This is a genomic window from Amycolatopsis sp. WGS_07 (assembly GCF_045278895.1).
In the GTDB taxonomy this organism is placed as follows: Bacteria; Actinomycetota; Actinomycetes; order Mycobacteriales; family Pseudonocardiaceae; genus Amycolatopsis.
The window spans coordinates 4,515,785-4,542,165 of record NZ_CP136053.1; the positions used below are offsets into that span (position 1 = coordinate 4,515,785).

Annotated in this window: 21 protein-coding genes; 16 read left to right on the plus strand and 5 right to left on the minus strand. The window is 69.1% G+C overall.

The annotated features are described in order from the left end of the window. Positions 1-9: 9 nt before the first annotated feature. Together RPX00_RS21430 and RPX00_RS21435 are read right to left on the minus strand one after the other, a co-directional pair. Positions 10-2,649, minus strand: a complete 2,640-nt coding sequence (locus RPX00_RS21430; protein WP_406641829.1) for a LuxR C-terminal-related transcriptional regulator — start codon at positions 2,647-2,649, stop codon at positions 10-12. Next, on the minus strand, positions 2,646-3,788 hold the full coding sequence (locus RPX00_RS21435; protein WP_406641830.1) for a molecular chaperone DnaK: 1,143 nt from the start codon (positions 3,786-3,788) through the stop codon (positions 2,646-2,648). The genes RPX00_RS21430 and RPX00_RS21435 overlap by 4 nt, the downstream gene beginning before the upstream one ends. Before the next feature lie 304 nt (positions 3,789-4,092). On the opposite strand from RPX00_RS21435, the gene RPX00_RS21440 reads away from it, so the two are divergent. From RPX00_RS21440 to RPX00_RS21450, 3 genes are all read left to right on the plus strand, one after another. Beyond that, positions 4,093-5,409 (plus strand): IniB N-terminal domain-containing protein, encoded by a 1,317-nt coding sequence (locus RPX00_RS21440; RefSeq protein ID WP_406641832.1) that lies wholly within the window; start codon positions 4,093-4,095, stop codon positions 5,407-5,409. A 551-nt stretch (positions 5,410-5,960) separates the two neighbouring features. Further along, positions 5,961-7,280, plus strand: coding sequence for an isoniazid inducible protein IniA (locus RPX00_RS21445; RefSeq protein WP_406641834.1), 1,320 nt, complete (start codon positions 5,961-5,963; stop codon positions 7,278-7,280). A gap of 533 nt (positions 7,281-7,813) precedes the next feature. Next, entirely contained in the window at positions 7,814-9,013 is a 1,200-nt protein-coding gene (locus RPX00_RS21450; protein ID WP_406641835.1) for a GTPase, read from the plus strand. Positions 9,014-9,688: 675 nt separating this feature from the next. Here RPX00_RS21450 and RPX00_RS21455 read toward each other — a convergent pair. Next, positions 9,689-10,075, minus strand: coding sequence for a pyridoxamine 5'-phosphate oxidase family protein (locus RPX00_RS21455; protein WP_406641837.1), 387 nt, complete (start codon positions 10,073-10,075; stop codon positions 9,689-9,691). A 99-nt stretch (positions 10,076-10,174) separates the two neighbouring features. On the opposite strand from RPX00_RS21455, the gene RPX00_RS21460 reads away from it, so the two are divergent. The 5 genes from RPX00_RS21460 to RPX00_RS21480 are packed head-to-tail and all read left to right on the plus strand — an operon-like array spanning position 10,175 to position 15,370. Next, positions 10,175-11,122 (plus strand): ABC transporter substrate-binding protein, encoded by a 948-nt coding sequence (locus RPX00_RS21460; RefSeq protein ID WP_406641839.1) that lies wholly within the window; start codon positions 10,175-10,177, stop codon positions 11,120-11,122. Beyond that, on the plus strand, positions 11,109-12,002 hold the full coding sequence (locus RPX00_RS21465) for an amino acid ABC transporter permease (protein WP_406641840.1): 894 nt from the start codon (positions 11,109-11,111) through the stop codon (positions 12,000-12,002). The genes RPX00_RS21460 and RPX00_RS21465 overlap by 14 nt, the downstream gene beginning before the upstream one ends. Then, entirely contained in the window at positions 11,995-12,762 is a 768-nt protein-coding gene (locus RPX00_RS21470) for an amino acid ABC transporter ATP-binding protein (protein ID WP_406641842.1), read from the plus strand. The genes RPX00_RS21465 and RPX00_RS21470 overlap by 8 nt, the downstream gene beginning before the upstream one ends. Next, on the plus strand, positions 12,759-14,483 hold the full coding sequence (locus tag RPX00_RS21475) for an aminotransferase class V-fold PLP-dependent enzyme (protein WP_406641844.1): 1,725 nt from the start codon (positions 12,759-12,761) through the stop codon (positions 14,481-14,483). Before RPX00_RS21470 ends, RPX00_RS21475 begins: the two co-directional genes overlap by 4 nt. Next, on the plus strand, positions 14,483-15,370 hold the full coding sequence (locus RPX00_RS21480) for an aminoglycoside phosphotransferase family protein (protein WP_406641845.1): 888 nt from the start codon (positions 14,483-14,485) through the stop codon (positions 15,368-15,370). The genes RPX00_RS21475 and RPX00_RS21480 overlap by 1 nt, the downstream gene beginning before the upstream one ends. Here RPX00_RS21480 and RPX00_RS21485 read toward each other — a convergent pair. Beyond that, positions 15,330-16,496 (minus strand): macrolide family glycosyltransferase, encoded by a 1,167-nt coding sequence (locus RPX00_RS21485; RefSeq protein WP_406641847.1) that lies wholly within the window; start codon positions 16,494-16,496, stop codon positions 15,330-15,332. The two genes, RPX00_RS21480 and RPX00_RS21485, sit on opposite strands and share 41 nt — an antisense overlap. A gap of 286 nt (positions 16,497-16,782) precedes the next feature. On the opposite strand from RPX00_RS21485, the gene RPX00_RS21490 reads away from it, so the two are divergent. The 6 genes from RPX00_RS21490 (at position 16,783) to RPX00_RS21515 (ending at position 21,938) form a co-directional block, all read left to right on the plus strand. Continuing rightward, on the plus strand, positions 16,783-17,685 hold the full coding sequence (locus tag RPX00_RS21490; protein WP_406641849.1) for an ABC transporter ATP-binding protein: 903 nt from the start codon (positions 16,783-16,785) through the stop codon (positions 17,683-17,685). After that, positions 17,682-18,416: an ABC transporter permease gene (locus RPX00_RS21495; protein WP_406641851.1), complete on the plus strand. Its 735-nt coding sequence runs from the start codon at positions 17,682-17,684 to the stop codon at positions 18,414-18,416. The genes RPX00_RS21490 and RPX00_RS21495 overlap by 4 nt, the downstream gene beginning before the upstream one ends. A gap of 54 nt (positions 18,417-18,470) precedes the next feature. Continuing rightward, the gene (locus RPX00_RS21500; RefSeq protein WP_406641853.1) at positions 18,471-19,118 is read left to right on the plus strand and encodes a hypothetical protein; all 648 of its coding nucleotides are present in this window, start codon (positions 18,471-18,473) and stop codon (positions 19,116-19,118) included. Then, positions 19,111-19,416 carry a winged helix-turn-helix domain-containing protein gene (locus RPX00_RS21505; protein WP_378310458.1) on the plus strand — a complete coding sequence of 102 codons (306 nt, stop codon included), beginning with the start codon at positions 19,111-19,113 and terminating at the stop codon, positions 19,414-19,416. Before RPX00_RS21500 ends, RPX00_RS21505 begins: the two co-directional genes overlap by 8 nt. Position 19,417: 1 nt before the next feature. Continuing rightward, positions 19,418-20,737 (plus strand): DNA polymerase IV, encoded by a 1,320-nt coding sequence (locus tag RPX00_RS21510; RefSeq protein ID WP_406641855.1) that lies wholly within the window; start codon positions 19,418-19,420, stop codon positions 20,735-20,737. A 79-nt stretch (positions 20,738-20,816) separates the two neighbouring features. Continuing rightward, positions 20,817-21,938, plus strand: coding sequence for a CapA family protein (locus RPX00_RS21515; RefSeq protein WP_406641857.1), 1,122 nt, complete (start codon positions 20,817-20,819; stop codon positions 21,936-21,938). A gap of 782 nt (positions 21,939-22,720) precedes the next feature. Here RPX00_RS21515 and RPX00_RS21520 read toward each other — a convergent pair. Further along, complete coding sequence (locus RPX00_RS21520) at positions 22,721-23,743, minus strand: family 2 encapsulin nanocompartment cargo protein polyprenyl transferase (RefSeq protein WP_406641859.1); 1,023 nt, start codon at positions 23,741-23,743, stop codon at positions 22,721-22,723. Between the two features lie 512 nt (positions 23,744-24,255). Here RPX00_RS21520 and RPX00_RS21525 point away from each other — a divergent pair. Then, a complete protein-coding gene (locus RPX00_RS21525; RefSeq protein ID WP_406641861.1) occupies positions 24,256-25,017 on the plus strand; it encodes a hypothetical protein in 762 nt (253 codons plus the stop codon). Between the two features lie 3 nt (positions 25,018-25,020). Continuing rightward, on the plus strand, positions 25,021-26,307 hold the full coding sequence (locus RPX00_RS21530; protein WP_406641863.1) for a DUF6923 family protein: 1,287 nt from the start codon (positions 25,021-25,023) through the stop codon (positions 26,305-26,307). Positions 26,308-26,381 lie beyond the last annotated feature (74 nt).

A 26,381-nucleotide genomic window follows, 5' to 3' on the forward strand; every position in this document is an offset into this window, starting at 1 on the left:
GTTCGCGAGTCAGTGCACCGTAGGTTTGGCGAGAAGTTCGCGAAGGGTCGCGAGCAACTCGCGGCGGTCTGTGGCACCGAGCTTGCCGCGGATGCGGGCCATGTGGTGTTCGACAGTCTTGCCGGAGATGAAGAGCTTGCTGCCGGCCTGCTTGTAAGTCAGACCGTCGACGACCAGGCGGGCGACCTCCAGTTCGCGCTCGCTCAGTGCGCTCAAGCCGGTCGCCGCTCCGGGCGTCGGGGCGGCGGATTCAAGACGCCCGGTCGTGCCCTGGAACTGCCGAGCCGCTTCGAGGAGCTGGACCATCGCCTTGCGGTCCGAGGTGCGAATTGCGGCTTGGCCGGCTAGCCGAGCAGCGTCCCAGCACAGGTCCAGTTCGTGCAGTTCCGCGGCGGCTGAGGAGATTTCGCTCGGATCGAACGTGCCGCTGAGCACGGCCAGCCAGCATCCGGCGGCACGGGCGAGCGCGGCCGGATAGCGGCCGCAGTCAGCGAAGTGATTCAAGGCCGCCAGTTGCCGTTCGGCGGTGGCGCGGTCTTCTGTGGTGATCGCGGCGTGCAGTTCGTGCCAGCACAGTGAAACTGTCCACAAAGGAGGGTTGCCGAGACGGTCCAGCATGGCGTGGGCGCGCTCGAGCCGACGGGACAGCTTGGCGTGAGCGCCGGTTCGGGCAGCTGCGATTGCCAGTTCGCCCAACGGCAGCAGGGTGAACAAGTCCACTTGCTGACGCATGGACGCCTGATACGCACGTTCCCACGACTGTTGCAGCCCGACCAGGTCGCTCGCCCGTCGGGCGAGACCGAGTTCCAGCGTCGCAAAGAACAGTTCGTCGCGGGCTTCCAGTTTGGTGCCTGCGACGGCGTCGCGATGCTCAGTTGCAGCGGCGAGGTGGCCACCGGTCATCGCAGCCCAGCCGAGGAGCAGCCGGTGCCGTGTGGCGAGCAGGTCGCCGCCGACGCTGCTCGCCAGTGCTCGTTCCAGGACTGATTCGGCGAGTGCCAGTTCACCAGCGTGCAGGCCGGCGAGTGCGGCGAGCGCTGCGGGGCTGTCCGGTAGCGGTGCGCCGCCGACTGCTGGTTCGAGCATTGCTGCGGCACCTACGAGCGTCGGCAACGCCTCTGTTCCGCAACCGGATACCGATTCCACGATCCCGTTTGCCGTTCGCGCGGCGGCACCGGTGAACAACGTCGGCGCGACTCCCGGCATGGGGGCGTTGGCGACTGCTTGGCCGTCGGTTGTCTGACCGGTTCCGACGAGGGCGATCGTGGCGAACGCATCTACTGCGCCGGGGCCTACCCAGCGATAGCTTTCGCCGTTTGGTTGGGGCGCAGTCGGGAACGAGGTATTGCCGTTGGGGGCGTAGGCGGTTTGAGCTGTGGGGTTGGGGTGGCTTGACGTCCCGTCAGTGTTTGTGCGGTGCGGGATCGCGGAGGTTTGCGGGTGCGTCGAAGCGGCCGGAGCCGGGTGGTTCGTGGCTTGGCTGCTTGAGCCAGTGACGTCTGAGCTTTCGTTGCCAGGCGAGGCGGAGCGAGACCAGTCGTCGGTGGCTGCTGCCCAGCGGTACAGCTCCGCGGTTCGGGCCAGTTCGCCGCGGTGGGCCAGGACTGTCGCGGCGATCTCGGCACCGGCGGCTCGGGCTTCGGGGTCTTCGCCGGACAGCATGCCGTCGCCTAGGCGGAGGGCGGTATCGAGGTCTCCGGATAGCGCGGCGGCGCGAGCCCAACCGGTGGTGGTCGCGGCGTCGCGGGCACCGGCTTCGGCTGCGGCTTCGAAGAGGCTTGCGGCGAGCTTTGGATCGGTGGGCAGTGCTTCGTTTGCGGCCGTCGCGAATGCGGTTGCTGCGGAGGCACCGGAGCTGCCGGCGTCGAGGAGAGACGTCGCGAGGTCTAATACGGGCAGGCCTCGGGTCAGTTGTGCTTCGACGAGTTGTTGCAGCACCGCAAGGCGACGGGCTGGCGGACCGTAGGCGCGCACTGCTTCGGCGGCGGCTGGCAGGAGAGTGTCTTCGGCATCGAGGAGACCGGTCGCGCGGGCTCCATCTACCACTTCGGGCAGTTCGTCTGGTGTGCGCTCCAGCAAGGAACAGAGCAGGTCCAAATTGCGGGCCGCACCGGCTTCGGCGGCGATGAGGTAGCGGAGAACGTCGTCGTCCAGTGCGGCCAGTTCGGCACGGAAGTCGGAGAGGCGGGCTGTTACGACTCGTTCCACGAGGCGGGGGACACCGCCGGTGCTGGCGTGCAGGGCGGGGGCGTCTGCAGTGCGGCCCGTGAGCTGTTTCGCGAGCTTGCCGACTTCGTCGACGGTCAACGGTGGCAGCAGCAGTGTTTCGCCGAGTGCCCGCAATGCTTGCGCGCGAGGGTTTGGGCGGTGGGCCACCACGAGCGGTCCCTCTTTGGCGGCCGCGAGCATGGTGAGCCTGGCCAGGTCTTCGTCGCCGAGTTGGTCGGCGTCGTCGATGACGGTGGCCTCGACGCCTGCTTCGCGGTAGCTGCGGTCGAGGGCGTCGAGCAGCGCAGTCTTGCCGTAGCCGCCCGGGGCCACGACCACGAGCCGAACTGGGGCCGCAGGGGTATCGGCGAGTTCTTCAAGGAGGCGGCGGGCTGCGGGGTGGACGGCGTCGTTGCCGGTTTTCGCCAGCAGTGCGTTCAACAGTGACCTTCACCGGAGGGAGTCGTGGCTGGGTGGGCACACGAACTCAGGACAGGGGGACGGGGAGAAACGGGTTCTTTGTCCGCGGTCGCTTCGTGTGACGTGAGGACCGCGATCAGGATCGAGGAGCTGATCGCGAGCACCGCCGCCGCGGCGGCTAGTGGTCGCCATCGACGCAACAGTTTGGCAGCGCCCTCGGGCTCCGGCAGCGTGAATGGAGTGATTTCCACCGGCGGCCGCTCGGGTCTTTCGGGAAGTTCGGGTTCGCGGTCGACTCGCGGCAGCAAGGTGGTTTCGGGGGCGGGGGCTTCCCGCCGAGCGAGAGGCCTCGTCCGTTGGCTGGCCAGGATGCCGGCCCCGAAGGCGGCCGTGTGCGCGGGCTGGGAGCCCGTGAAGAACGGGCAGGGCAGACGTCCTGGGAGGGCGCCCGGGGCTGGGTCGCCGCAAAACACGATGCCGGCCAGCGACTCCGGGGTGACGTTGGCTGCCTGCGCGAGTCCGAACGCGGTATTGACCGCGGAGCCAGGGGCGACGCCTTCGGTGCTGGTGCGGGCGATCCAGCCGCTGGCTCCCGAGGCGGTCGCCAAGGTGACGGTGACGCCGTCCGGGCCGAACTCGCACACGGCGGCCGTCCGGTCGCCCGCGCCGGGTTCCGGGAGGTGGGCGTAGAGCGCGGCGACTGCGCTCGGGGCGAGGGTGACCGCCGTGAATCCGGATTCCGCCAGAGCCTGGCGCAGGAGTTCGCGCCGGTAACCGCCCCAGTCACCGGGGTGGGTGACGACGAGTTGGCGCGGCGGTCCGCCGGCCTGGCTGGCAGCGACGTCGGCGATGCCTTCGATGAAGACTGTCGTCAGGGACTCTGGGGTGAACGGTTCGCTGCCGATGAATACCGGCACGTCGTCGCCGATGCGACGGTGGAAACCAGTGATCAGCTGGGATGGCACGGCAGCGCCGGCCTGGGCGGCCGCATCGCCGGTGAGCAGGTAACCCTCGTCGTCGAGGAAGAGCGCGGACGCGGTCGCTGGCGTGGTCTCGCCCAGCCACAGCGGCTCAGGATCGTCCCACCGGTCGCCTTGCCTGCGACGGAGCGCGGCGTGGGTCCGGGCAGCGCCGAGATCGATGCCGAGCACGTAGGGCACCGCCGATTCCTCCCTTCGTCGCAGTCCGGGTTCGGCCAAGGGGCGTAACTCACTCAACGCATACGCATCCTCACCCGTTCGGGTCATACGGGCAAGGGTGGGGTGGGATTTAACCCAACCGGGTTCCGCGTGTCCTATCCCCTAACTCCCTAACGATCTCATATCGACCCCCTAACGGCTGAGCGAGGCGCGACTGGGTGTAAACCCCGATGTGAGCGGGGGTGCCCCGTCCCTACCTTGATCGCCACGCCCGGCCGGGGAGGGCCGGGCATCCCCCGTAATCACTACAAGTGGAGATCCCCCCATGGACTCGGTGCAGACTCTGCACGACTTCACGCTCACTTTGCTGCAGGACCCGTCCGCGCTCGCCGCTTTCGGCCAGGACCCGCAGGCCGCGCTGGCCGCTGCCGGGCTGGGCGACATCAGCGCCGCCGACGTGAACGAGGTCGCGCCGCTGGTGCTCGATTACGTCCCGGTGGACAACCTGGCTTCGCTCGGTCACCTGCCCCAGGCGGGCGACCTGAACACCGCGCTCGCCGACGGCCCGCAGGGCGCGATCGAACAGCTGCAGGCGCTCACCGCTTCGCTCGGCCTTCCGGCCGGCGGTGCGGCGGCGTCCGTGGGCGCGCCTGCGCTTCCGGGCCTTGGCGACCTGCCGGTGGTGCCGGGCGTGGGCGAGCTGCCCGGTCTCGGCGAGCTGCCGGGTGCTGGCGCGCTTCCCGCCGTCGGTGACGTTCCTGGTCTCAGCGAACTGCCTGTCGTCGGCGACGTGGCCGGTGGCGGTGCCTCGGCGCTGCCCGCGGCTGGCGACCTTCCGGGCCTCGGCGAGCTGCCGGCGGTGCCTGGCGTCGGCGAGCTGCCGGGCCTTGGCGAGCTGCCGGGCGTTGGTGCTCTCCCGGGCGTCGGCGCGCTGCCTGGTGTCAGCGACGTCGCGAGTGCGGTTCCGGCCGTCCCGGCGATTCCCGCGGTCGGCGAGCTGCCGTCGGTCCCGGCGGTGCCGGCCGTTCCGGGGCTGCCCTCGGTGCCGGGTGTCGGCGACGTGCAGAACGCTGCCGCGTCCGTCACCGCGCTGGTGCAGAACCCGACCAGTGCACTCGCCCTGGGCAACGACCTGGCCAGCGGGCTGGACTCCAGCGCTGTCGCGCAGGCGAGCGGGCAGGCTGCCGCGGCGGCCGACGGTGCCATCTCGCAGGTGCAGCACGTCGGCGGCGAACTCGCGGCCGCCGCGCCGGTCAGCGTCGGCGACCTGCCGGTCGCGAACTCCGCCGGGCAGGTCGCTGACCACGCGACCGAGGCCGGCGGCGGGGTTGCCGGGCACGTCAGCGACGCGGTCGGCACCGTCACCGAGAACGTCGGCAGCTTGAGCAGCGCGCTCAGCGCCGACGGGCTGAACCACGCCGTCAACGGCGTGACCCAGCAGGCGCACTCGCTCATCTCGCACGGCGAGGCCGAGCGTTCCGACGCCGCGACCGAGGCGCACACCGGGACCGACGCTGGCGTCGGCATGGTGCACGACACCGTTTCGACCGTGTCCGACCTCGGGCACCAGGGCCTCGGCCTTGACCTGCACGCCGGTGCGGAGACCTCGCACGGCGGCGGTGAGCTGCACATTTCCCTCTGAGCAAGGGTAATTCGGGAGTGGCTCCGCGGTCTGGGTGCGACCGCGGAGCCACCACCCGGTTCGGATACTCCCCGTACACGGGGGACACTGGTTCGCCGTGACGGCTCCAGCTTGGCTCGAAGTGCTCTCCGAGACCTCGGATGCCTGCCGGGCGCATGGCCGCGAAGACCTGGCCCAACGACTCCGTCGGCGTCAGGACCGGCCGCCCGGGGGCACCCGGATCGCTGTGCTCGGATTCCCTAAGCAAGGCAAGGGCTACCTGGTCAACGCGGTGCTCAACGCACCGGTCTGCCCAGTCGGCGACGCGGCGACTCCCGCGGTGCCGATCAGAAGTCGGATACGCGGCCGAACCCGGTGCGACGCTCGTCGGACGCGCTGACGAACGCATTCCGGCCGAGATCGATCAGCTGACCGGCGAGGTCGGTGCCCGGCCCGCCGGATCGCTGCGGCGGGTTGAAGTCGGGATACCGCGCGATCTGCTGTCCGCCGGCTTGGTGCTCATTGACACTCCGGCGATCGGCGACCCGCGATCGCCTCGCACGGCTGCAGCGTTGGACGTTCTCGCGGACGCCGACGCAGTCATTCTCGTTTCCGACGCTGCCGCTCCACTGAACCAGGCCGAGCTGGCGTTGGCGCATCACATCCGGACGTGGTGCCCGCACGTGGTCGTCGCACTGACCAAGATCGATGTCAGCGCCGGATGGCGCACGGTCGCCGAGCAGAACCGGACCGCGTTGTCCGGGGCCGGGATCGATTCGCCGGTGCTGCCGGTGTCCGCGACGGTTCGCTTCGCCGCGGCGAAGGGCGGCGATCAAGACCTCAACGCGCGGTCGGGGTTCCCGGAGCTGCTTTCCTGGATCGCGACACAGGTTTCGCGGCCGGCGGAGAGCACGGCCGCATTGCTAGCCGCGGTGAGTGTGCGCGCAGCGGCTGCGGAGTTGGTCGAGACGTTGCGTGCGCGGGCCGAGGCGGCGGGGCAGGAAGCAGGCGTCGACCAGACGACGTTGCTGCAACGGTCTCAACGTCGCGCCGACGAGCTGCGTCGCCGCAACGCCCGCTGGCAGAACCTCCTGTCCGACGAGATCGCCGACTTGCAGTCCGACGCTGAGTACGACCTGCGCGAACGCACTCGGAAGATCGTCGAGACGATCGACGAGACCTTCGACCGCGGGGACCCGGTGAAGGTGTGGGACGAGTTCGGGCCGTGGTTGGACAGCACGCTCGCGGAAGCGGTCGAGACGACCTACACGTTCGCGGCCGATCGTGCGGAGTGGATCGCGCAGGCCGTGGCGGTCAGCTTCGGCGCACAGTACGACCTGCCGGAATTGCCCTTGACCGACTCCGGCGCGGACCGGATCGCCGAGGTGCGGCAGCCGCGGATCGAGCGGTTCAAGATCGGGCAGAAGGCGTTCACCGGATTGCGCGGTTCGTACGGTGGCGTGCTGATGTTCGGCCTGGTGACCGGGCTGGCGGGGTTGCCGTTGATCAACCCGGTGTCGATCGGGGCCGGTGTCGCGTTCGCGGCGAAGACGATCAGCGACGAGGGCGGGATGCGGCTGCAACGTCGGCAGGCGGTGGCCAAGATGACCGCGCAACGGCACGTCGACGACGTGTTCCTGCGGTTCAGCAAGGAGTGCCGCGACGCGATCCGGCACGTGCACCGGCGGTTGCGGGACCACTTCACCGACCTCGCGGACAGTCTTGCCGACGAGCTGACCCGGGAACGCGAGATGATCATCGCCGGGTCGGCCGAGCGGGAACGCCGGACCGCGGCGCTGCGGCGGGAGATCGACCGGCTCGCGGGGTTGCACAAGCGGGCTGGGGAGCTGGGGATGCTGGCCAATCGGACTCCGAAGGAGCTGCCTGCGTGACCTTGGCCGGGCTGGCTGGGTGCCGGGGCCGTAGTGATGGCTTTGCGGGCTGGCTAGTCGGGGATGCTGGCAAATTGGGTGCCTAGCGAACTGTATGCGTGACTTCGGCTGGGCTCGCGAGGCTTCGGCGTCGCTGATGGTTCAGCGGAGTCAGCTTTGGCTGGGTTCGGTGCTGGCTGAGTGCTGCTTCTGACAGCAGGGTGCTTCGGTCATTGAGTGCTTCCGCATCGTGGGAGCGGGTTGGTTCTCGGTGGGTTGGGGCGTTCGCTGTGGCGGCAGGCAGCTTGGACAGAGGGAAAGAGCTGCGGTGGTTGGTTAGTGAGTCGCGGCGTGCTTTGACGGGTTAAGCCGCTTTGGTTATGAGCGACGCTGGTCATGCGCGGGGAGGCAGCGTTCTTGGGCGGTTGAGGGCGTTTTGGGGACGGTGGCTGGATTGGTGGCGGCCGGCTTTGGTGTTCGGTGAGCGGGGCGTTGCCGGGTAGTCGAGGATGTTCGGGGCTGTGCTGTGAGTCGAGTGAGGAGTGGTGTCGCGCGTGGTTGAGGACGTTCGGGCTCTTCTGGCGGATGCTTGTGCGTACTACCGCGACAGCCCGCGGGCTTCGGCGTTGCTGCGGGAAGCGCTTGACCATCTCGACGAGCCGCTTCGGGTGAGCATCGGCGGCGCTGCGGGAACGGGGAAGTCCACACTGGCCGCAGCATTGGGGGATTGGCCGACACGGGCGTTGCGCGATCTGGAGTTCCTCGACGCGCCGCATCCTTCGACGCTCACTGACGCGTCTGTACAGCTGCTGCGGCACCTTGAGCCCGACCAGTTGGCGACGTTGCGTCCGACAGCCTCTTCGACGTTCGCGCGGCAGACGGCAGTCGACACGATCCTGGTGCTCGCGCGCGCGGACGAGACGGGCGCGGGACGGATCGACGCACTGCTTACCGCGAAGCAGATCGCGCGGCGCGCGTGGCGCGAAGATCCGCTGTGCAGCGGGTTCCAAGGCGTGATCGCAGTGGCGGCGCAGCTTGCGTACGGGGCGCGCGCGTTCACTGAAGACGAATTCGAGCTTCTCGCGGCCTTTGCGGCTGTGCCGCGTGAAGAGCTGGAGCGGTATCTGCTGTCGGTGGATACCTTTACAGATCCTGCATTCCCGGGGCCGGTGTCAGTTGAGACGCGACGGTCGTTGGTGGTGCGTTTCGGGTTGTTCGGGGTGAAGCTTGCGCTGACGTTGATCCGTACAGGCTGTGACGACCGGATGAAGCTGTCGACGGAACTGGTGCGGCGTAGCGGCCTTGGCGAGCTTCGCGACACTATTGCGGGTTGTTTCGCTGCGCGTGCTGACGCTTTGCGCGCGCGGACTGCGGTCATTCGGTTGGAGACCGTGTTGAATGCGGAACCCCGGCCGCACAGTGATCGGCTTGCGGCGCGGGTTGAGCGGTTTTCGGCCAGCGCGCACGACTTCCGCGAGTTGCGGCTGATCGCGGACATCCGTGGTGGGCGTACGGCGTTGACGGGGGAATCGGCGGAAGAAGCTGTGCGGTTACTGGGTGCCGAGGGGACGTCGTCGGAAGAGCGGCTGGGACTCGCGGAGGGTACGGATCCGCGCGAGATGTACGACGCCGGTCTTGACGCGGTGATGCGGTGGCGGCATGAAGCGGAACGGCCGGACCGGGCGCTGGCGGAGCGGGCGGCGGCGCAGGTTGTGGTGCGCAGTGCGGAAGGGTTGCTCGCGCAGTTCGTCTGACCTGGACGGCTGATCGAGGCGGGTGGCCGGGGCAGTTGGCTGGGGCAGTTGGCTGGGGCAACTGACCTGGCAACCGATCTGGGCAGTCGCCCTGGGCGGTTGACCAGGGATGTCGGCCGGGGCAGTCGATCGCGGAGATCGGCCAGGGCGATCACCCAGGGCGGGTGGCTGGGGCACCTGATCGAGGCAGTTGGCCTAGGGGACTGGCTCGGGCGGTTGGCCAGGACGATTGCCCCGGACGATCGACCGGGACGACTGGGGTCAGTGCAGGTGGTGCAATGCGGGTCCGAAACGGGGTTTGACAGCGGGGCGTCGGCTCGGAGTGGGTGTGGCCGGGATCGGTTGCGTCGACGGGAAGCATTGCTGCATAACGTGATGGGGAACGACGTCAACCCGGCGTAGGCGGGGGTCGCTCTGGCAGAAGTAGAAGCAGGGGCCGGGCTGGAAGTAGGGACGGCGACAGGTCTAGGAGCCGCCGCGGTCGGAACGGGAACCGGAGCAGCAGTTGGGCCCGGAGCAGGTACGGGAGTAAGAGCAGGCGCGGGGCAAGAACCGGAGCTGCGGCCGGAGCAACGAACTGACCAACGACCGGAGCTGCGGCCGGAAGCAACGACCGGAAGCAACGACCGGAGCCGCGGTCGGAGCAGGCGCGGCTCGGGAGGAAGAGCCGGAACATCAGGCGTTGCCCAGGACCCGTCCGATGGTGAGTTCCAGGACGACGCGCTGCGGGTTCTCCCGCGGCTGCCGGTACCGCCGGGCGTAGCGCTCTTCGGCGTCGCGGACGGAAGCGGCGTCGTCGAGGAGGCGGATTCGGCCTTCCAGCGTGGACCAGGTCCGGCCCTCGAATTGGCATACCGCGCCGGCAAGGCCGGTGTCTCCGGCGGCGCGGACGAGGCGGGCTTTGTAGGAGGTTCCGGAGGCGATCACGCGCGCGATGCCTTGTTCGAAGTCGACCGTCACGCCTACCGCGACTACGTGCGGCGTTCCGTTCGGGCGCACCGTCGTGAGCGACGCGAGCCGCCGTTCGGTCCAGAACTGGCGGAAGCCCTCGTCGAGTGTCATGTCCGCACGCTAGACGAGACAGGATTTCAACTGCTTGTTGACCTCTTTAACAACCAGTTGTAGCGTCCCGCGGAACCAACGACGTCCTGGAGGGTCCGCATGTCGTCGCTTCGTTCTCGTGCCTGGCAGGCCGCGCTGCTGGGCGGTCTGCTCGTGTTCGCTGCTGCCTGCGGAGGAGGTCCCGACGGGGCCGGCGGCGGGCAGCAGCAGAAACCGGGCGCTGTCCCGGACAACAGTGCGTTGCTCGGGGCGATCAAGGCTGATCCGCAACTCGTGCAGGCGTTGCCGCCGGCTGTCGGGCAGGCCAAGACGTTGCGGTTGGCGTCCAACATCCAGTCCGCGCCGAACAATTTCTACGCCTCGGACGGCAAAACGCCGATCGGGTACGAGGTCGACCTGGCCAAGGCGGTCGGGGCGAAGCTCGGGGTGACCGTCGCTTACCAGGACCTGGCGTTCGGGTCGCTCATCACGAGTCTCCAGTCCGGCCGCGTCGATCTGACCATGGCGGCGATGAACGACACCAAGGAACGCCAGCAGCAGATCGACTTCGTCGACTACTTCTCCTCCGGGATCACGATCATGATCCGCAAGGGCAATCCGGACGGCATCACCGGGCCGGACACGTTGTGCGGCAAGAACGTGGCAGTCGTACAGGGCACCAGTCACCAGAAGTTCGCCACCGCGCAGAGCGCGAAATGCACGCAGGCGGGCAAGCCGGCGATCACGGTCACGGCGACCGACAGCGACAACCAGAACCAAAACCAACTGCGCACTGGTCGTGTCGCGGCGATCCTCAATGACCTGCCGAGCGCGGTTTACATCTCGCGCACTGCGGGCGACGGCAAGTTCTTCGAGGTCGTGCCTAGCCAGCCGCTTGAGGGCGGGCCGTACGGGATGGGCTTCGCCAAGAACAACGCGAAGCTGCGTGACGCGGTCAAACAGGCGTTGCAGTCGCTCGTCGCTGACGGGACCTACGGCAAGATCCTGCAGTCCTGGGGCGTCGAGCAGGGTGCGGTGAAGGAGGCGGCCGTCAATGGCGGAAGCTGAACCGCTGCCGATTGTCCGATTGCGGCATTGGGGTCGCTGGGTCAGTGCGGCGGTGATCGTCGCGCTGCTGGTGCTGCTGGGCTTCGCGCTCGCGCAGGCGCAGATCGAGTGGGGCTCGGTGCCCGACTTCGTCTTCTACCGAGTGATGGCGCTCGGACTGCTCAACACCGTCGTGCTGGCGGTGATCGCGCAGGCGATCGCGATCGTGCTCGGCATCCTGATCGCGTTGCTGCGGCTCAGCGCCAACCCGGTCGCGAAGTGGTTCGCGGCGGCTTACATCTGGTTGTTCCGCGGGCTCCCGGTTCTGCTGCAGATTCTCCTTTGGTACAACCTGGCGCTGATCTTCCCGACTATCTCGATCCCGATGCCCTTCGGCGGCTACCTCGTCCACGAGCCGACGAACGTGCTGATCAGCGCGTTCACTGCGGCGTTGCTCGGGCTCGCGCTGAACGAGAGCGCGTACATGGCGGAGATCGTCCGCGCTGGGTTGACCAGTGTGGACTCCGGACAGACCGAGGCGGCGAAGTCCATCGGCATGACGCCCGGTGCGACGCTGCGCCGGGTTGTGCTTCCGCAGGCCATGCGCGTGATCATCCCGCCGACCGGCAACGACTTCATCAACATGCTCAAGGGCACGTCGATGGCGTCGGTGATCGGCGTGACCGAGCTGATCCACGCGGCCAACAACATCTCGTCCAACAACCTGCTCGTGATGGAGACGCTGATCGCGGCGGCGATCTGGTACATGGTCGTGGTCACCGTGGCCGGCGTCGGCCAGCACTACCTTGAACGATCGTTCGGGGCGGCTGACCGGAGTCCGGCCGCACGGGTCGGGAAGGCGCTCAAGGGGATGCCGCTAGTGAGGGATGCGCGTGTCTGAGCCGCTGCTGAAGGCTGTCGGGGTGCGCAAGAACTACGGGCACACCGAGGTGCTCAAGGGCATCGACCTGGAGGTCTACAAAGGACAAGTCGTGTGCTTGCTCGGACCGTCCGGTGCCGGGAAGAGCACGTTTCTGCGCTGCCTCAACCACCTCGAGACGATCGACGGCGGCCAGGTCTGGGTCGACGGCGAGCCGATCGGATTCAAACTGCGCGGCGGCAAGCTGTACGAACTGCGGGAGAAGGACGTCGCCCGGCAGCGTCGCGACATCGGCATGGTCTTCCAGCGGTTCAATCTGTTCGGGCACCGGACGGCGCTGGAGAACGTGGTCGAGGGGCCGGTGCGGGTGCTCGGCATCGATCCGGGGCGGGCGCGCGAAGAGGCGCTGGACCTGCTGGACCGGGTCGGGCTCGCGGACCGAGCGGGCGCTTACCCAGGGCAACTGTCCGGCGGGCAGCAGCAGCGCGTCGCGATCGCCCGGTCGCTGGCGATGAAGCCGAAACTGATGCTGTTCGACGAGCCGACGTCCGCTTTGGACCCCGAACTGGTCGGGGAGGTGCTCGCGGTGATGGGTACGTTGGCTCGGGAGGGAATGACGATGGTGGTCGTGACGCACGAGATGGCCTTCGCCGCGGAGGCCGCCGACGAGGTGGTGTTCCTCGCCGACGGCGCGGTGGTCGAAACCGGGCCTCCGGAGCGGGTGCTGAAAGAGCCGGACCACGAGCGCACGCGGCAGTTCCTCGCGCGGGTCCTCTCGTGACCCGGATCCCGCCCCGGTACCTCCTCCAGTTCGACGAACCCGCCGGTTACCTGGACTTCGCGCGGTTCGGACCGCCGTCGCACGCCGTGCTCGACACCACCGCGCGGCTGCTCGAGGCGACGACCAAGGCCGGTCCGTCCACTGTGGACGAGCTGATGCGGCAGGAGATCCGGGCGAAAGCGGCGGCCGCGCGGCTCTGCGGCAGCGACACCGACCACACCGTATTGCTCCCGCACACCAGCCTTGGCCTGTTCCAAGCGGCATTCAACAGCCACGGCGAAGTGCTCGTGTCGGCCGCGGAGTTCCCGGCCAACACGTATCCATGGGCACGCGCCGAGCAAGCGGGCAGAGTACGGATGCGGCGGCTGGAGGGCGGTTATGTCACTGCTGACCGTCTCGCGGAAGCGCTCACGCCGGATACGTCGGTGGTTTCGGTGAGCGCGGTCGACTTCCGCACTGGCTACCGTGCTGACCTCGCCGCCTTGCGCGAGGTCGTGGGCGACCGGCTGCTGGTGGTCGACGGGATCCAGGGCTTCGGGGTCGTGGACGCGCCGTGGGAGGTCGCTGACGTGCTCGTCGTCGGCGGGCAGAAGTGGCTGCGGGCAGGCTGGGGCACCGGATTTGCGGTGCTGTCCGACCGGGCGCTGGCGCGCATGGACCCGATCCTGTCCGGCTGGACCGGCGCGCGTGACCCGGGCTTGTTCGACAACGAGATCCACCCGGCCGACCCGACCGCGGCGAGCTGGTCGATCTCGAACCTCAGCCCGGTCACGTCCGGCGCGTTCGCGGCGGCGCTCGAACTGGTCGAGGAAACCGGCGTCGCGGCGATCGCGGACCGGATCGGCGAACGCGTCGGCGAGCTGGAGGACGTGCTGCGCTCGTTCGGCGCGGAGATCGTGTCGGCGACCGAGCGGCGGGCCGGGATCCTCGCGTTTTCGCTGCCCGGCAAACCGGCGGAACAGGTCGGGGCGGCGTTGACGGCGGCGGGGATCGCGGCGACGGTGCGTCCGGAGCATGTCCGATTGTCGCCGCACGCGTCCACTCCGGCGGCGGCCGCCGACCTGGTGCGGGATGCGTTGGAGACGCTGCTGCGGCCTCGCCGGGTCGTGCCGGTCTCGTCGGCTTCGGGCGCGGCCACGCACGAACTGCTCACCGCGTTGATCCCGGCGGTGGACGGTCTGGCCGCGATGCTCGGGCCGGGCAACGAGGTGCTGCTGCACGACCTGTCGCGGCTGCCGGATTCGATCGTCGCGATCGCGGGCGAACTCACCGGCCGCTCGGTCGGGGGGCCGATGACGGATCTGCTGCTCGGGCTCGTCCGCCGCGGCACGACGCAGGACCTGACCAACTACCGCACGCACAGTCCGGACGGCCGCGAGATCCGGTCGTCCACGTTGTTCCTGCGCGACGCCGAGGGCACGGCGATCGGCTGCCTGTGCGTGAACAGCGAACTGCCGGCGGCAGCGCAGCCGTCCGAGGAACGGCGGGAGGAGACGTTCCTGCCGGACGTCGACAGCCTGCAGCGGTTCCTCGTCGGGCGGGCGATCGGGAAGTCCGGGATCCCGGTCGAGCTGATGAAGAAGCGGCACAAATCGGCGGTCGTCCGGGAACTGGACGAGGCCGGGTACTTCCTGATCAAGGACGCGGTGGACCATCTGGCAGGCCAGCTCGAGGTGACTCGGTACACGATTTACAACTACCTCAACGAGATCCGGGCCTGATGCGCGTCGTCGTACCGGCCGGGCTGGCGGCGGCGGTGCGGCGGCGTGAGGGCGCCGCGGGAGAAGCTTGGCTGCGGGAACTGCCTGAGCTGGTCGCGGCGGCTTGCGCGCGGTGGCGGTGCCAGGTCGCTGGCTCTCCGTTGCATGGGGAGACGGCGCTGGTGTTGCCGGTCGAATGCCCTGGGCAGGCGGCCGTGCTCAAGATTTCGTTTCCCCATCAGCATTGTGCGGCGGAAGCGGCGGCGTTGGAGCGTTTCGGCGGTGCCGGGGCGGTGCGGCTGCTGGCCTCCTCCGCGGACAGCAGCACGCTTTTGCTCGAACGCGCTGGTCCGGCGACGCTGGAGACAGTGCGAGCGGAGGAAGCGACCGAGATCGCGGGCGAGCTGGCCCGCCGGCTGGCGGTGCCCGCACCGGCCGGGGCGCGGTCGCTTGCTTCGACAGCCGGGCCGTGGCTCGCGCAGTTGGATCAGCAGGCGGTGCCAGGGTTATTGCCGGAGCGAGAGGTTGATCAGGCGCGTGAGCTGATCGCGCATCTCGCCGACGATCAGACCGGCACGATGCTGCACGGTGATCTGCATTTCGGGAACGTGCTGCGGGCGCGGCGGGAACCGTGGCTGACGATTGACCCGGTCGGGTGGCGTGGGACGGCGGCGTTCGACGCGTTCACCGTGGTCGCGAGAATAAAACGGGCGTATGACCTGACCGCGTTGATCACCCGGTTTTCCCAGGCCGCACAGACAGATCCGGGCCTGACAGCGCGATGCTGTCAGGCCCGGGCGGTCAGTGCTTACCTGCACCAGGAACACACCGGCGGCGCATGGTTCGACCGCGATGTGCTCCTCGCGCTTATTTCAGGAACTTCTCCACCGCGTCCGTGGCCGCGGTGATACCACCGTTGGCCCGGATTTCCGCGCGCAGTTCGGCCAGCCGCGCGGCGACCTCCGGCGAACCGCTGACCGCGTCGACAGCTTCGCGGAGGGACTTGGCGGTCACCTGATCGGCCGGCAGGTGCTTGCCGACCCCGAGCGCCTCCAGTTGCGCGGCATTGCCGAACTGGTCGACGGCCTGCGGGATGGCGACCGTCGGGACGCCGTACCACAGGGATTCCGTGCAGCCGCCCATGCCGGCGTGCGTGATGAAGGCGGACGCGACGTCGAGAATGGCCAGCTGTGGCACCGTTTCGTGCGCCTCGACCGACTCCGGCAGCGGGCCGAGATCGTCCTTCGACACGTGCTTGCCGATCGAGAGCACGACGTGCCAGTCCTCGAATTCGGTGATGCAGTGCCGGTAGATGTCGAGCTGGTCGTTGTACGCGGTGCCGAACGATACGAGCAGTACGGGTTTCCCGTCGGACGGCGGCGTCCAGTGCTCGGCGGCTCGCGCCGGGTCGAGGCACGGGCCGACGAACTGGACGCGGTCCGCCGGCACGCGGTCGGCGTTCGGCTGCATCGCGCGCGGGATCAGCGACAGGATCGGCACCGGACGCGCGAGCCAGGTCCAGGCGTCTTCGTCGACCCCGTTTTCCTTCAGCCACTCGGTGAATGCCCGGTCGTAGTCCACTCCGGACGGTGACGTGCGGATCGGCTTGAGGACGTCGGCGAGTTCTTCCTCGTAGCCGTCCCACGCCACGTAGGTGGGGGAGAGCTGCACGGCCGGCACGTCGTAGCGGAGGCCGAGCAGCGGGGCGCCGAGGCCGCCGATGTCGTAAAGCACCAGGTCCGGCCGGTCCTGGTCGAAGGTTTCGACCAGCCGCAGGTGGATCGCGACGGCCTCGTCGAGGAAGACGCGCATCGCTTCGGCCGGGTCTTCCGGCCATTCCGCGTCCGGGCCGACCGGGAAGATCGTGGGGTGCGCGACGACGTTCGCGCCGGTCGCTTCGACCAGTTCGGCGAGCGGTTCGCCCACGACGTAGCTGACCCGGTGCCCGCGTCGCACCAGTTCGCGGATGATGCCCAGCGAGGGATAGACGTGGCTGGGCGCGGAACAGCCGACCACGACGATGTGCTTGCCCATGAGGCGGGAGTGTCCTTTCCGGACAGGATGGCGGTCCGGCACGCGAGGAAGGGGCTGCCCGGCGGCGGGCGGCCCGGAAGGTCGTGCCGGGATCAGGACAGGCGGCAGCGGGCGAAGATCGTCATGTGCCGGGACGGTAGTGCGGCCGGTCGCGGGGAGCAACCGGATTTCACCGGGTGTGGCCGGGCGGGCTCGCCGTTGTGAACCACTTCGCAGCACCCACTGGTTTCCACTGCCGTGGACTTTGTGTTACAAAGTTCAGGACGGCGAAGCACTGGGGGAAGAGATGACAGAAGCGTTCAGGCTGACTGGCCTGGTCAAGCAGTTCAAGCAGGTCCGCGCGGTCGACGGCGTGTCCTTGACGGTCCGGCGCGGCGAGGTCGTCGCGCTGCTGGGGCCGAACGGCGCGGGCAAGTCGACCACGATCGACATGCTGCTCGGGCTCGCCGCACCGGACGAGGGGAGTGTCCAGGTGTTCGGCGGCGCTCCGCGGGCGGCGCTCGACTCCGGGCGGCTCGCGGCGATGATCCAGAACGGGTTCCTGCTGCGGGACGTCACGCCCGCCGAACTGGTCGAGCTGCATCGGTCGATGTTCCGGAACCCGTTGGCGGTCAAGGAGATCTATGACCGGGCTGGCATCGGGGAGTTCGCGAAGCGGCGGTGCGGCAAGTTGTCCGGCGGGCAGCTTCAGCGGGTCCGGTACGCGCTCGCGCTCACCGGCGACCCGGAGCTGTTGATCCTGGACGAGCCGACGGCGGCGCTGGACGTCGACGCCCGGCGCGAGTTCTGGGCGTCGATGCACGAGTTCACCGCGACTGGGCGCACCGTTCTCTTCGCGACGCATTACCTCGCTGAGGCCGAGGACTTCGCGGACCGCGTCGTGTTGATGCGGCACGGGAAGGTCGTCGCGGACGGCGCGGTCGACGAGGTGCGCGCGAATGTGTCCGGGCGAGTGATCAGGGCAGTCGTACAGGGTGCCCGTCCGGAAGCCTTGGCGATGCTGGACGGGGTGGCCAGGGCACACGTACAGGGCGATCGTACAGAGCTGGACTGCACGGATTCCGATCTGGCGATCCGGGCGTTGCTCACGGCGTTTCCGCACGCCAGCTCGATCGAGATCACGTCCGCGGGGCTGGAGGAAGCGTTCCTCGCCCTCACCTCCGACGAACCGCAGGGAGCGCTCCGATGAACCTCGTCTACCTCCGGCTGGAGATCCTGCGGATCGTCCGCAGCCCGCAGTTCGCGCTGTTCACCATCGTGGTTCCGCTCGGGATGTTTCTGCTGTTCGGCGGGCTCTTCGGCGACCAGGTCGGCGCGGACGGCATCAAGACGAGCGTCACCACGATGATCAACATGGGCGCGTACGGCGCGATGAGCGGTGCGTTGTTCACCGGCACCCGTGTCGCGACTGAACGGACTGACGGCTGGCAGCGGCAGCTTCGGCTCACACCGATGCGCGGGCCGGGCTACCTCCTGGTGAAGATCGCGTCCTCGATGGCGATGGCGTTGCCGGTCGTGCTGGTGATCTTCGTGGCTGGCGCGCTGCGCGGGGTGGACCTCACTGCGGCGCAGTGGCTGCTCAGCGGGGTTGCGTTGTGGCTGGGCGCGTTGCCGTTCGCGGTGCTCGGGCTGCTGCTCGGACTGTTCGGCAAGGGCGACACGGTCGGTGCGATGACCGGCGCGCTGATGCTCCCGCTCGGTGTGTTCGGCGGGCTGTGGATGCCGCTGTCGATCTTGCCGGAATGGATGGCCACGCTCGCGCACTTCTTCCCGACGTACTGGCTCGGCCGGGTCGGCACGCTTCCGGTGGATCACGGAGGCGGGCTGGGGCTGGCGGCCGGGGTGCTGGCGGCGTGGCTGGTCGTGCCCGCGCTCGTGGTGATGCGGCGGTTCCGGCTGGGCCCGGTGAAGGTCGCGTGACGTGTTAGCTTCCGTGCTGAGCGCGGGGTCAGTACGGGGGAAGGGCGGTCCGGGGTGAACAACGACGCGGGGGACCCCGTCGAGGACGAAGGCGAGCCGCTGTCCGCAGCCGAATCGCTCGAACTCATCGCCCGGCAGAACGAACGGACGCGCCGGGAGCTGCGAGTCAGCCCCGCGCGTCTGTTCGGCGTCTGGGCGTTCACCTGGCTCGTCGGCTGGGGACTCGTCTATCTCTCGGACGATCAGACCGCGGCGCTGCTGCCCGGCTGGGTCGCGGGAATCGTCGTCGCGGTGCTCATGGCGGGCGCGATCGTCTACTCCGCTTGGCACGGCAGCAAAGGCGGCCGCGGCATCCGCGGGCCGTCGCGGCGGATCGGCGCGATGTACGGCTGGGCGTGGATGATCTCGTACGCCGGGATGTTCCTGATCGACATCCACTTCACCCGGCTCCTCCCGCCGGGCTCGGATCTCGTGCCGCTGCTGTGGTCGGGTACGTCGCTGCTGCTCACCGGCGCGCTCTACCTCGCGGGCGGGACGCTGTGGCAGGACCTGCGGCAGTACTTCCTCGGCGGCTGGATCATCGCGTGCAGCGGGGCGAGCGTCCTGGCCGGCGTACCGGGCAACTTCCTCGTCCTCTCGCTCGCCGGCGGCGGCGGGTTCGCGGTCGCCGCGCTGGTCTACGTGGTGCGGCCCCGTGACTGACCTGCCGGAACTCGACCCTGTCATCCACGCCCAGGCGCGGTTGCGCGTCACGGTCGCGCTCGCCGGACTGCGTCCCGCCGACCAGATCACCTTCCCCCGGCTGCAGCAGTTGCTGGAGATGACCGCGGGCAACCTCTCCACGCATCTGCGCAAACTCGAAGACGCCGAGTACGTCGAGATCACCAAGGCCTACGAACACCGCACGCCGGTCACGCTGGTGCGGCTCACCAGCAAGGGCCGGGCCGCGTTCGAGAGCTACACCAAGGCGTTGCAGCGGCTCCTGGACGCTGGAACCTGACATGTCTCGCTGGGTCGTGCACCTGGACCTCGACGCGTTCTACGCCTCCGCCGAACAACTCACCCGGCCGACGCTGCGCGGGCGAGCGGTGGTGGTCGGCGGGACCGGGCACCGCGGAGTCGTCGCCGGGGCGAGTTACGAATCCCGCGAGTACGGCGTGCGTTCGGCGATGCCGATGTCTCAGGCACGTCGGCTGCTTCCGGCTGGCGGTGTGGTGCTCCCGCCGCGGTTCCGGTTGTACGAGGTGCTGAGCAAGCAGGTCTTCGACGTCGTCAGTGAAGTCGCGCCGGTGCTGGAACGCATTTCGCTCGACGAGGCGTTCGCGGAACCGCCCGCGCTGGCTGGCGCGTCGGTCGAGCAGGTGACGGAGTGGGCCGAGAATCTGCGGGCGCGGATCCGTTCGGAGACGGGGCTGACTGCGTCCATCGGGGCGGGAACCGGCAAGCAGGTCGCGAAAATCGGTTCGGATCGCGCGAAGCCGGACGGTCTGCTCGTCGTGCCGCCGGGGACCGAGCGCGAGTTCCTGGCTCCGCTGCCGGTACGCGCGTTGTGGGGGATCGGGCCGGTGGCGGAAGGAAAACTGCGCGCGATCGGCGTTCTCACCTTGGGCGAGTTGGCGGCGTTGCCGGAGCCGGACGCGGTGTCGACGCTCGGCGGCGTGGTCGGCCGCGACCTGAGGCGGCTGGCGAGCGGGTTCGACGACCGGCCGGTCGCGGAACGGGGCGAAGCCAAGCAGGTGAGCGCGGAGACGACGTTCGACGTCGATGTGGTCGACCTCGTCCGGTTGCGGGCGGAGGTACGGAAAATCGCTGCTGGCGCGCACGCTCGGCTGGTGAAAGCAGGCCGCGTCGCGCGCACGGTGGTGATCAAGCTGCGGCATACGGACATGAGCACAGTCACCCGTTCCGAAACCACCGCGTCGCCTACCGACGATCTCGAACAGCTTGCGGCTACTGCGGAACGGCTGCTGCTCGACCCACAGGAATTCGGCGGAGTGCGGTTGGCGGGAGTCGCGTTCAGCGGGCTTTCGGTGCCGCATCAGGACGCGTTGTTCAGCTTGACCGTGCCTGCCGCGACTGAGGAGCCGGTGGTCACTTCTGCTCCGTCACCGGGCGGCAACGCGCCGGTGTCGTCTTCGGGGTGGCGTCCGGGCGACGACGTGGTGCACGCCGAGTACGGCACGGGCTGGGTGCAAGGCGCGGGACACGGCCGGGTGACGGTGCGGTTCGAGACCCGGACGTCGGGTCCGGGGGTCGCGCGGACGTTCGACCAGACCGATCCGGCGCTGACTCGCGGACAGCCCTCCGACTGCCTAGCCTGAGCATTTTGCCTGGTCACGACCGGGGTGTTAACCCACAAGAGTGATGAGGAAGGATGTGCCGGGCAGTCGGGCAAAGGGGATGATCATGACCAACATGCGCCGCGCCGCCGCCCTCGCCGGGGTCGCGCTGATGCTGACGGCGTGTGGGAGCGAAGCCGCCCCGCAGCGGAACGGACCGCAGTCGGCTGGGCCGTCTTCTGCCGCACCGGATTCGTTCACCGTGGTGGCGACCGGGGACGTGCTGATCCACCCGCGGCTCACCGAACAGGCCGAGGCGGACGGCGGCGGGAAGATCGACTACCGGCAGTTGTTCGCCGGGGTCAAACCGCTCGTGTCCGGCGCGGATCTGGGGATCTGCCACCTCGAAACGCCGCTCGCGCCGAAAGGCGGGCCGTACAGCGGGTATCCGTCGTTCAGCGCGCCGCCGGAGATCGCGGACGCCTTGAAGGACACCGGATACGACACCTGTTCCACCGCTTCTAACCACACGCTCGACCAGGGCGCGGCGGGTGTCCAGCGCACGTTGGACGCGCTTGACCAGACTGGGCTCAAGCACACCGGCTCGGCGCGTTCGGCCGAGGAAGCGGGGAAACCGCTGATCCTGGACGTGCACGGGGTGAAGGTCGCGCAGCTGTCGTATTCGTTCGGGTTCAACGGGATCAAGCGGCCGGCCGGGAAACCGTGGCTGGCCAACGAAATCGACCCCGACGAGATCCTCGGCGCGGCGCGCGAGGCGAAGGCGGCCGGCGCGGAGGTCGTGATCGCGAGCCTGCATTGGGGCGTCGAGTATCAGCATGACGTGACTGCTGAGCAGAAGCAGTTGGCGCAGAAGCTGACGGCGTCGCCGGATCTCGATCTGATCGTCGGGCATCACGCGCATGTGGTGCAGCCGTTCCAGAAGGTCGGCGGGAAGTGGGTGGCGTTCGGGCTGGGCAATGAGGTCGCGCGGCATGACGAACCTCGCGGGTCCACCGAGGAAGGGGTCGCGGCTCGGTTCCGGTTCAGCCGTGCCGGTGGGAAGTGGGCGGTGGACAAGGCCGAGTACGTGCCTACGTTGATCGACCTTGGGCCGCCGATTCGGTTGCGTGACTTGACGACCGAGCCGTCTGCTCAGCGAGGGAAGGAAGCGCTCGCGCATACCGACGAGGTGGTGCTTTCCCGAGGTGCGGGGGATGACGGGTTGAGCCGCCCGGGGCGGTGATGGTTCGGGGCGGTGCCGGTCCGCGGTGGCGTGGGGTGCGCTGGATGTGGGACGGGGGCCGTGGTGGGGCCGGTGTGTGCGAGCCGATGCGGGGTTGGGGCGGTTGCCCGGGTGCGCTAGGGGTTGCTGTGGGGTGGGCTCCGAGCGGGTGCCCTGGGCGGGCGATCGTTCTGGGTGGGCGACTGCCTTGGTAGGTGGTTGCCTGGGTCGGGCGGTTGCCCTGGCCGGTCGTCCAGGTCGGTTGCCCGGGGCGGGCGGTCGCGCTGGGTGGGGGATCGTTCTGGGCGGGCGACTGCTCTGGTGGGTGGTTGCTTGAGTTGGGCGGTTGCTCTGGGCGGACGGTCGTCCGGGTCGGGCGGTTGCCCTGGTTTGGTGGGCTCTGGGGTGGGCGTCTGCTCGGGGCGGACGATCGCCCTGGTTGGGCGACTGCCCTGATGGGGTGGGTCGCCGGGGTTGGACGGTCGTCAGGGCGATCGCGCTGGACGGGCGGTTGCCCAGGTCGGGCGTCTGCCCTGGACGGACGGCTGCGTAGGCCGGGCGTTTGCCCTAGTTGGTCGGTCGCCCGGGTCGGGCGGTCGTCCTGGTTGGTCGGTTGCCCTGGGCGGGCGATCGCCCTGATTGGACGGTTGCGTGGTCGGGCGAGTGCCCGAGGCAGGTGGTCGTCCAGGTTGGGTGGTTGCCCGGAGCGGGCGATTGTCCGGGTTGGGCGATCGCCCTGGGCGGACGACTGCCCGGGGCGGGTCGGATCGGGCAGTCGTCCGGGGTGGTGGTCCGGGGCGGGGTCAGTGGTCTCGGCGGGTGATGAGCTGGGCCAGTGCGGTCAGTTCGGCCGTGGGGCGCGGGGCTGGGTTGGCGGCGGTCAGGGCGGTGAGTGCGTCGGTGAGCAGTTCGTCGGCCTGGGTGTGGCTCCAGGTTCGGCCGCCGGCCTCGTCGATCAGGGCTGCGGTTTTGGCGAGGGAGTCGTCTGGCAGCGGGTGGCGGTACAGCATCGCCAGTTCCTGTCCGGCGGGGGTGCCTGACGTGAGCGCGGCGACGACTGGCAGTGATTTCTTGCGGCTGCGCAGGTCGGAGTACACCGGCTTTCCGGTGACCGCTGGGTCGCCCCAGATGCCTAGCAGGTCGTCGACGTGTTGGAAGGCCAGGCCGAGCGATCGGCCGAATCGGCCGAAGCGTTCGACGTGCTCGCCGCGGCCGCCGACTACTAGTACGCCTAGCGTGCATGCTGCGCTCAGCAGGGCCGCCGTTTTGCCCTGTGCCATCCGGATGCACTCGGCTACTTCGACGTTCGGTCGCTGTTCGAAGGCCAGGTCCTCGTGCTGGCCGTGGAGCAGGTCCAGTACCGCGGTGCTCAGGAGTCGCGCTGCGGCGGGGCCGTCGGCGGAGAGGACGTCGAACGCTAGGGCGAGCAGGGAGTCTCCGGCCAGTACCGCTTGTCCGGTGCCGAACACGGTCCACGCGGTGGGTCGGTGCCGGCGGGTGCGGTCGCCGTCCATGACGTCGTCGTGCAGCAGGGAGAAGTTGTGCGCCAGTTCGACGGCCACCGCGGCCGGGATCGCGTCCTCCGGGTCTCCGCCGCAGGCCTCCGCGCACAGCAGGACCAGCGCCGGGCGCAAGGCCTTGCCGCCGGACGCGGTTGTCGGCGTTCCCGTCTCGTCCCACCAGCCGAGGTGGTAGCCGGCGATCCGGCGCATCGACACGGGCAGCCGGTCCACCGCCGCGCGCATCGCCGGTTCCCAGCGGCTCCGGCTCCAGTCCAGCACCTCGGCCACCGAGCGGGCTCCGGTGCGGGCGTCCACCGTCGTCATCGTTCTTCCGCTTCCTCGCTCGGCGCGGCGGCCAAAGTGGACAGTGCGGCGGGGTACGGGACGGTCACTGCGAACCACCTAACGTCGAATACGCCGGGAGAGTGTTTTCCGGGAGCGGGCGAAGGAATGCGAATCGTAAGCGGCGCCGCGCATCAACATAGCAAGCCGTCCGATCCCGACAATCACTCGATCGGGTAGCCGGGGCCTGTTCACCTGTTTGCCGAAGCTGCATTTCGGACATCACTGACGCTGTTGTCGGCATGGCAATCAGGAATGCGTCACGGTGGGTCGGCGGCCGTAACCCGGTCGTGCGCGCGGGGGCCGGTATCCGGGCTGTTTTCCCTTGTCGAGCAATGGCAATCGGGGGACTCGTGTCCGGCGCGCTGCTCCGATCCGGCGAACCGCGATGGCGGTGGGCGACCACCCGGCTGAATCGCGCGTTCCGCCGTTGTCCGTTCCGGAATCGGCTGGATAGCGTCGGCCAGCGTATTTACCCGCGCGAAAGGAACCGGATGAACGTCTACGTGACCGGGGTGTTCTGGGTCGTCGGCGCGGCGATCGCGGCGGCGGCGGTCGGCTATCTCGTGCGGCGCTTCGGCTGGGACGAGGGGCGGCGCGACAACAACGACGCCGCGGGCCAGGTGTTCACCATTGTCGGCGGGTTGCACGCGGTGCTGATCGCGTTCGTGCTGATCTCGCTCTTCGACGGGGTCTCGTCCGCGCGCGAGGGTTCCTACACCGAGGCGGACAATCTGGTCGCGGCCACGTGGTCCGCGCAAGCGCTGCCCGGGGACGCCGGAGAGCAGGTCCGCCGGCTCTCCATCGCGTACGCGACCACGGTGGCGCAGCGGGAATGGCCGCAGCTTGTCGTCGAGGGGCCGGTTCCGGACACCGGCTGGACCCAGCTCGACCAGATGCGCCGCGCGATCGCCGCCGCGCCGGGCGGCGACGAATGGACGACCGAACTCAAGCGGCGGGCCTCCGACGAGATCTGGCAGGTGTACCAGGCCCGCCAGACGCGGCTGACCGGCGTGGACACCGACAGCGTCGGCCCGGTGATGTGGTTCGCGCTCATCCTCGGCAGCGTGATCTCGGTGCTGCTGCCGAACCTCTTCGGCGGTACGCGGATGGCCGCCCACCTGGTGATCGTGTCGACGCTGGCGGGCACCATCGTCGTGCTGCTGTACGCGATTTACCAATTGCAGAACCCTTACGCCGGAAGCGCGAACGTGCACCCGGACGCGTTCGTCGCGGCGATCTCGCGGCTCGGCTGACCGGTGCGGGGTTCCCGGTACCTGACGGTGGTGGCCGCCGCGGCCGCGGTCGCCGGGCTGCTCGTCGCGTCCGGCTGGCTGGCCCCGGCCCGGCAGCGCGCGGCGGCGACGTCCTGCCGGGTGCTGCAGGTCGAGAGCCACGACGGATCGTCGTCGGACATCGTGCGGCTGCGGCTGCCCTCCGGTGCGCGGCATCTGTTGCACCACAGTCCTTTCGCGCTGAACGCCATCGCGTATTCGGCTGCGCAGGACGTCACGTACGGCGTCGCGAACGGCCGGTTCCACGACGGCTGGCACGCGGTGCGGATCGATTCCGACGGCGAGCTGACCGACCTCGGCCCGGTCGGCCGCGACACGCACCATGGGGTGTGGAGCTGGGTGACCGGTGCGACGGCCGGGGCGATGTCGGGCAATTCCTGGTATGTGAAAAAGGGAACCAGTCTGTACACAGTGGACGTTGACCCGCGCAGCCCTGGCTATCTCACCGCGACCGGGCCGTTGCTGCTGCGGCCGTGGTGGCTCGCTTCGGGGGTCGACGATTTCGCGTACAACCCGGAAGACGGTCTGCTGTACGGGGTTTCGTCCACTGCGGACGGTGCGGTGGTCACGGTGAACCCGGTGAGCGGGCGGGTCGCGAAGGTGCCGGGGGAGAAGTTCCCGGACGCGATCTACGGTTCGGTCGTGTTCGGGCCGGACCGCAAGCTCTACGCGACGGCGAACTGGATCGACGGGCGGAGCGTCACGTACCGGCTGGACGACGGTGTCGCGGTCGAGGTGAGCACGGGGCCGCCGTTGGCGATTTCCGACGGTGCTGGGTGTTTGGCGGAACCCCCGCCTCCTCCGCCGCCACCCCCGCCGTCGTCGTCCTCGCCTTCTCCGACGCCGTCGACCTCGGCCAGCCCTGCGCCGTCCTCGACCCCGCCGTCCCCGCCGTCCTCACCAGCGCCTTCGCCGACTCCGACACCAACGCCTACCCCGACGCCGTCGCCGACGCCAACCCCGTCGCCGACTCCGACTCCGGCGCCGTCGTCGAGTCCGGTTCTGCCCGCTCCGACCCCAACACCGAGCCCGGCCCCGCAAGCGCCGGACGCGATCATCCAGCCGATCCCGATGCCGCGCCCACCGGACCCGCCTCGCGCCACCCGGGTGAGTCCGCTTCAGAAAACCGTCGAGAAACGCGCGGCGAAAGCGCGGGAGAACGTCAAGAAGCAGCGTCGCTGGGGCATCACGACGGTGCTGCTGATCGTCGGCGCGGGAGCAGTAGCGGCTCGGGCACGGCGTGCTCGTTAACGCGGCAGTCGTCTCGATGACGGACGTTGTCCAACTCGGCCGTCGAGACTCCGTCGGGCGTCGAAGTGACGCCG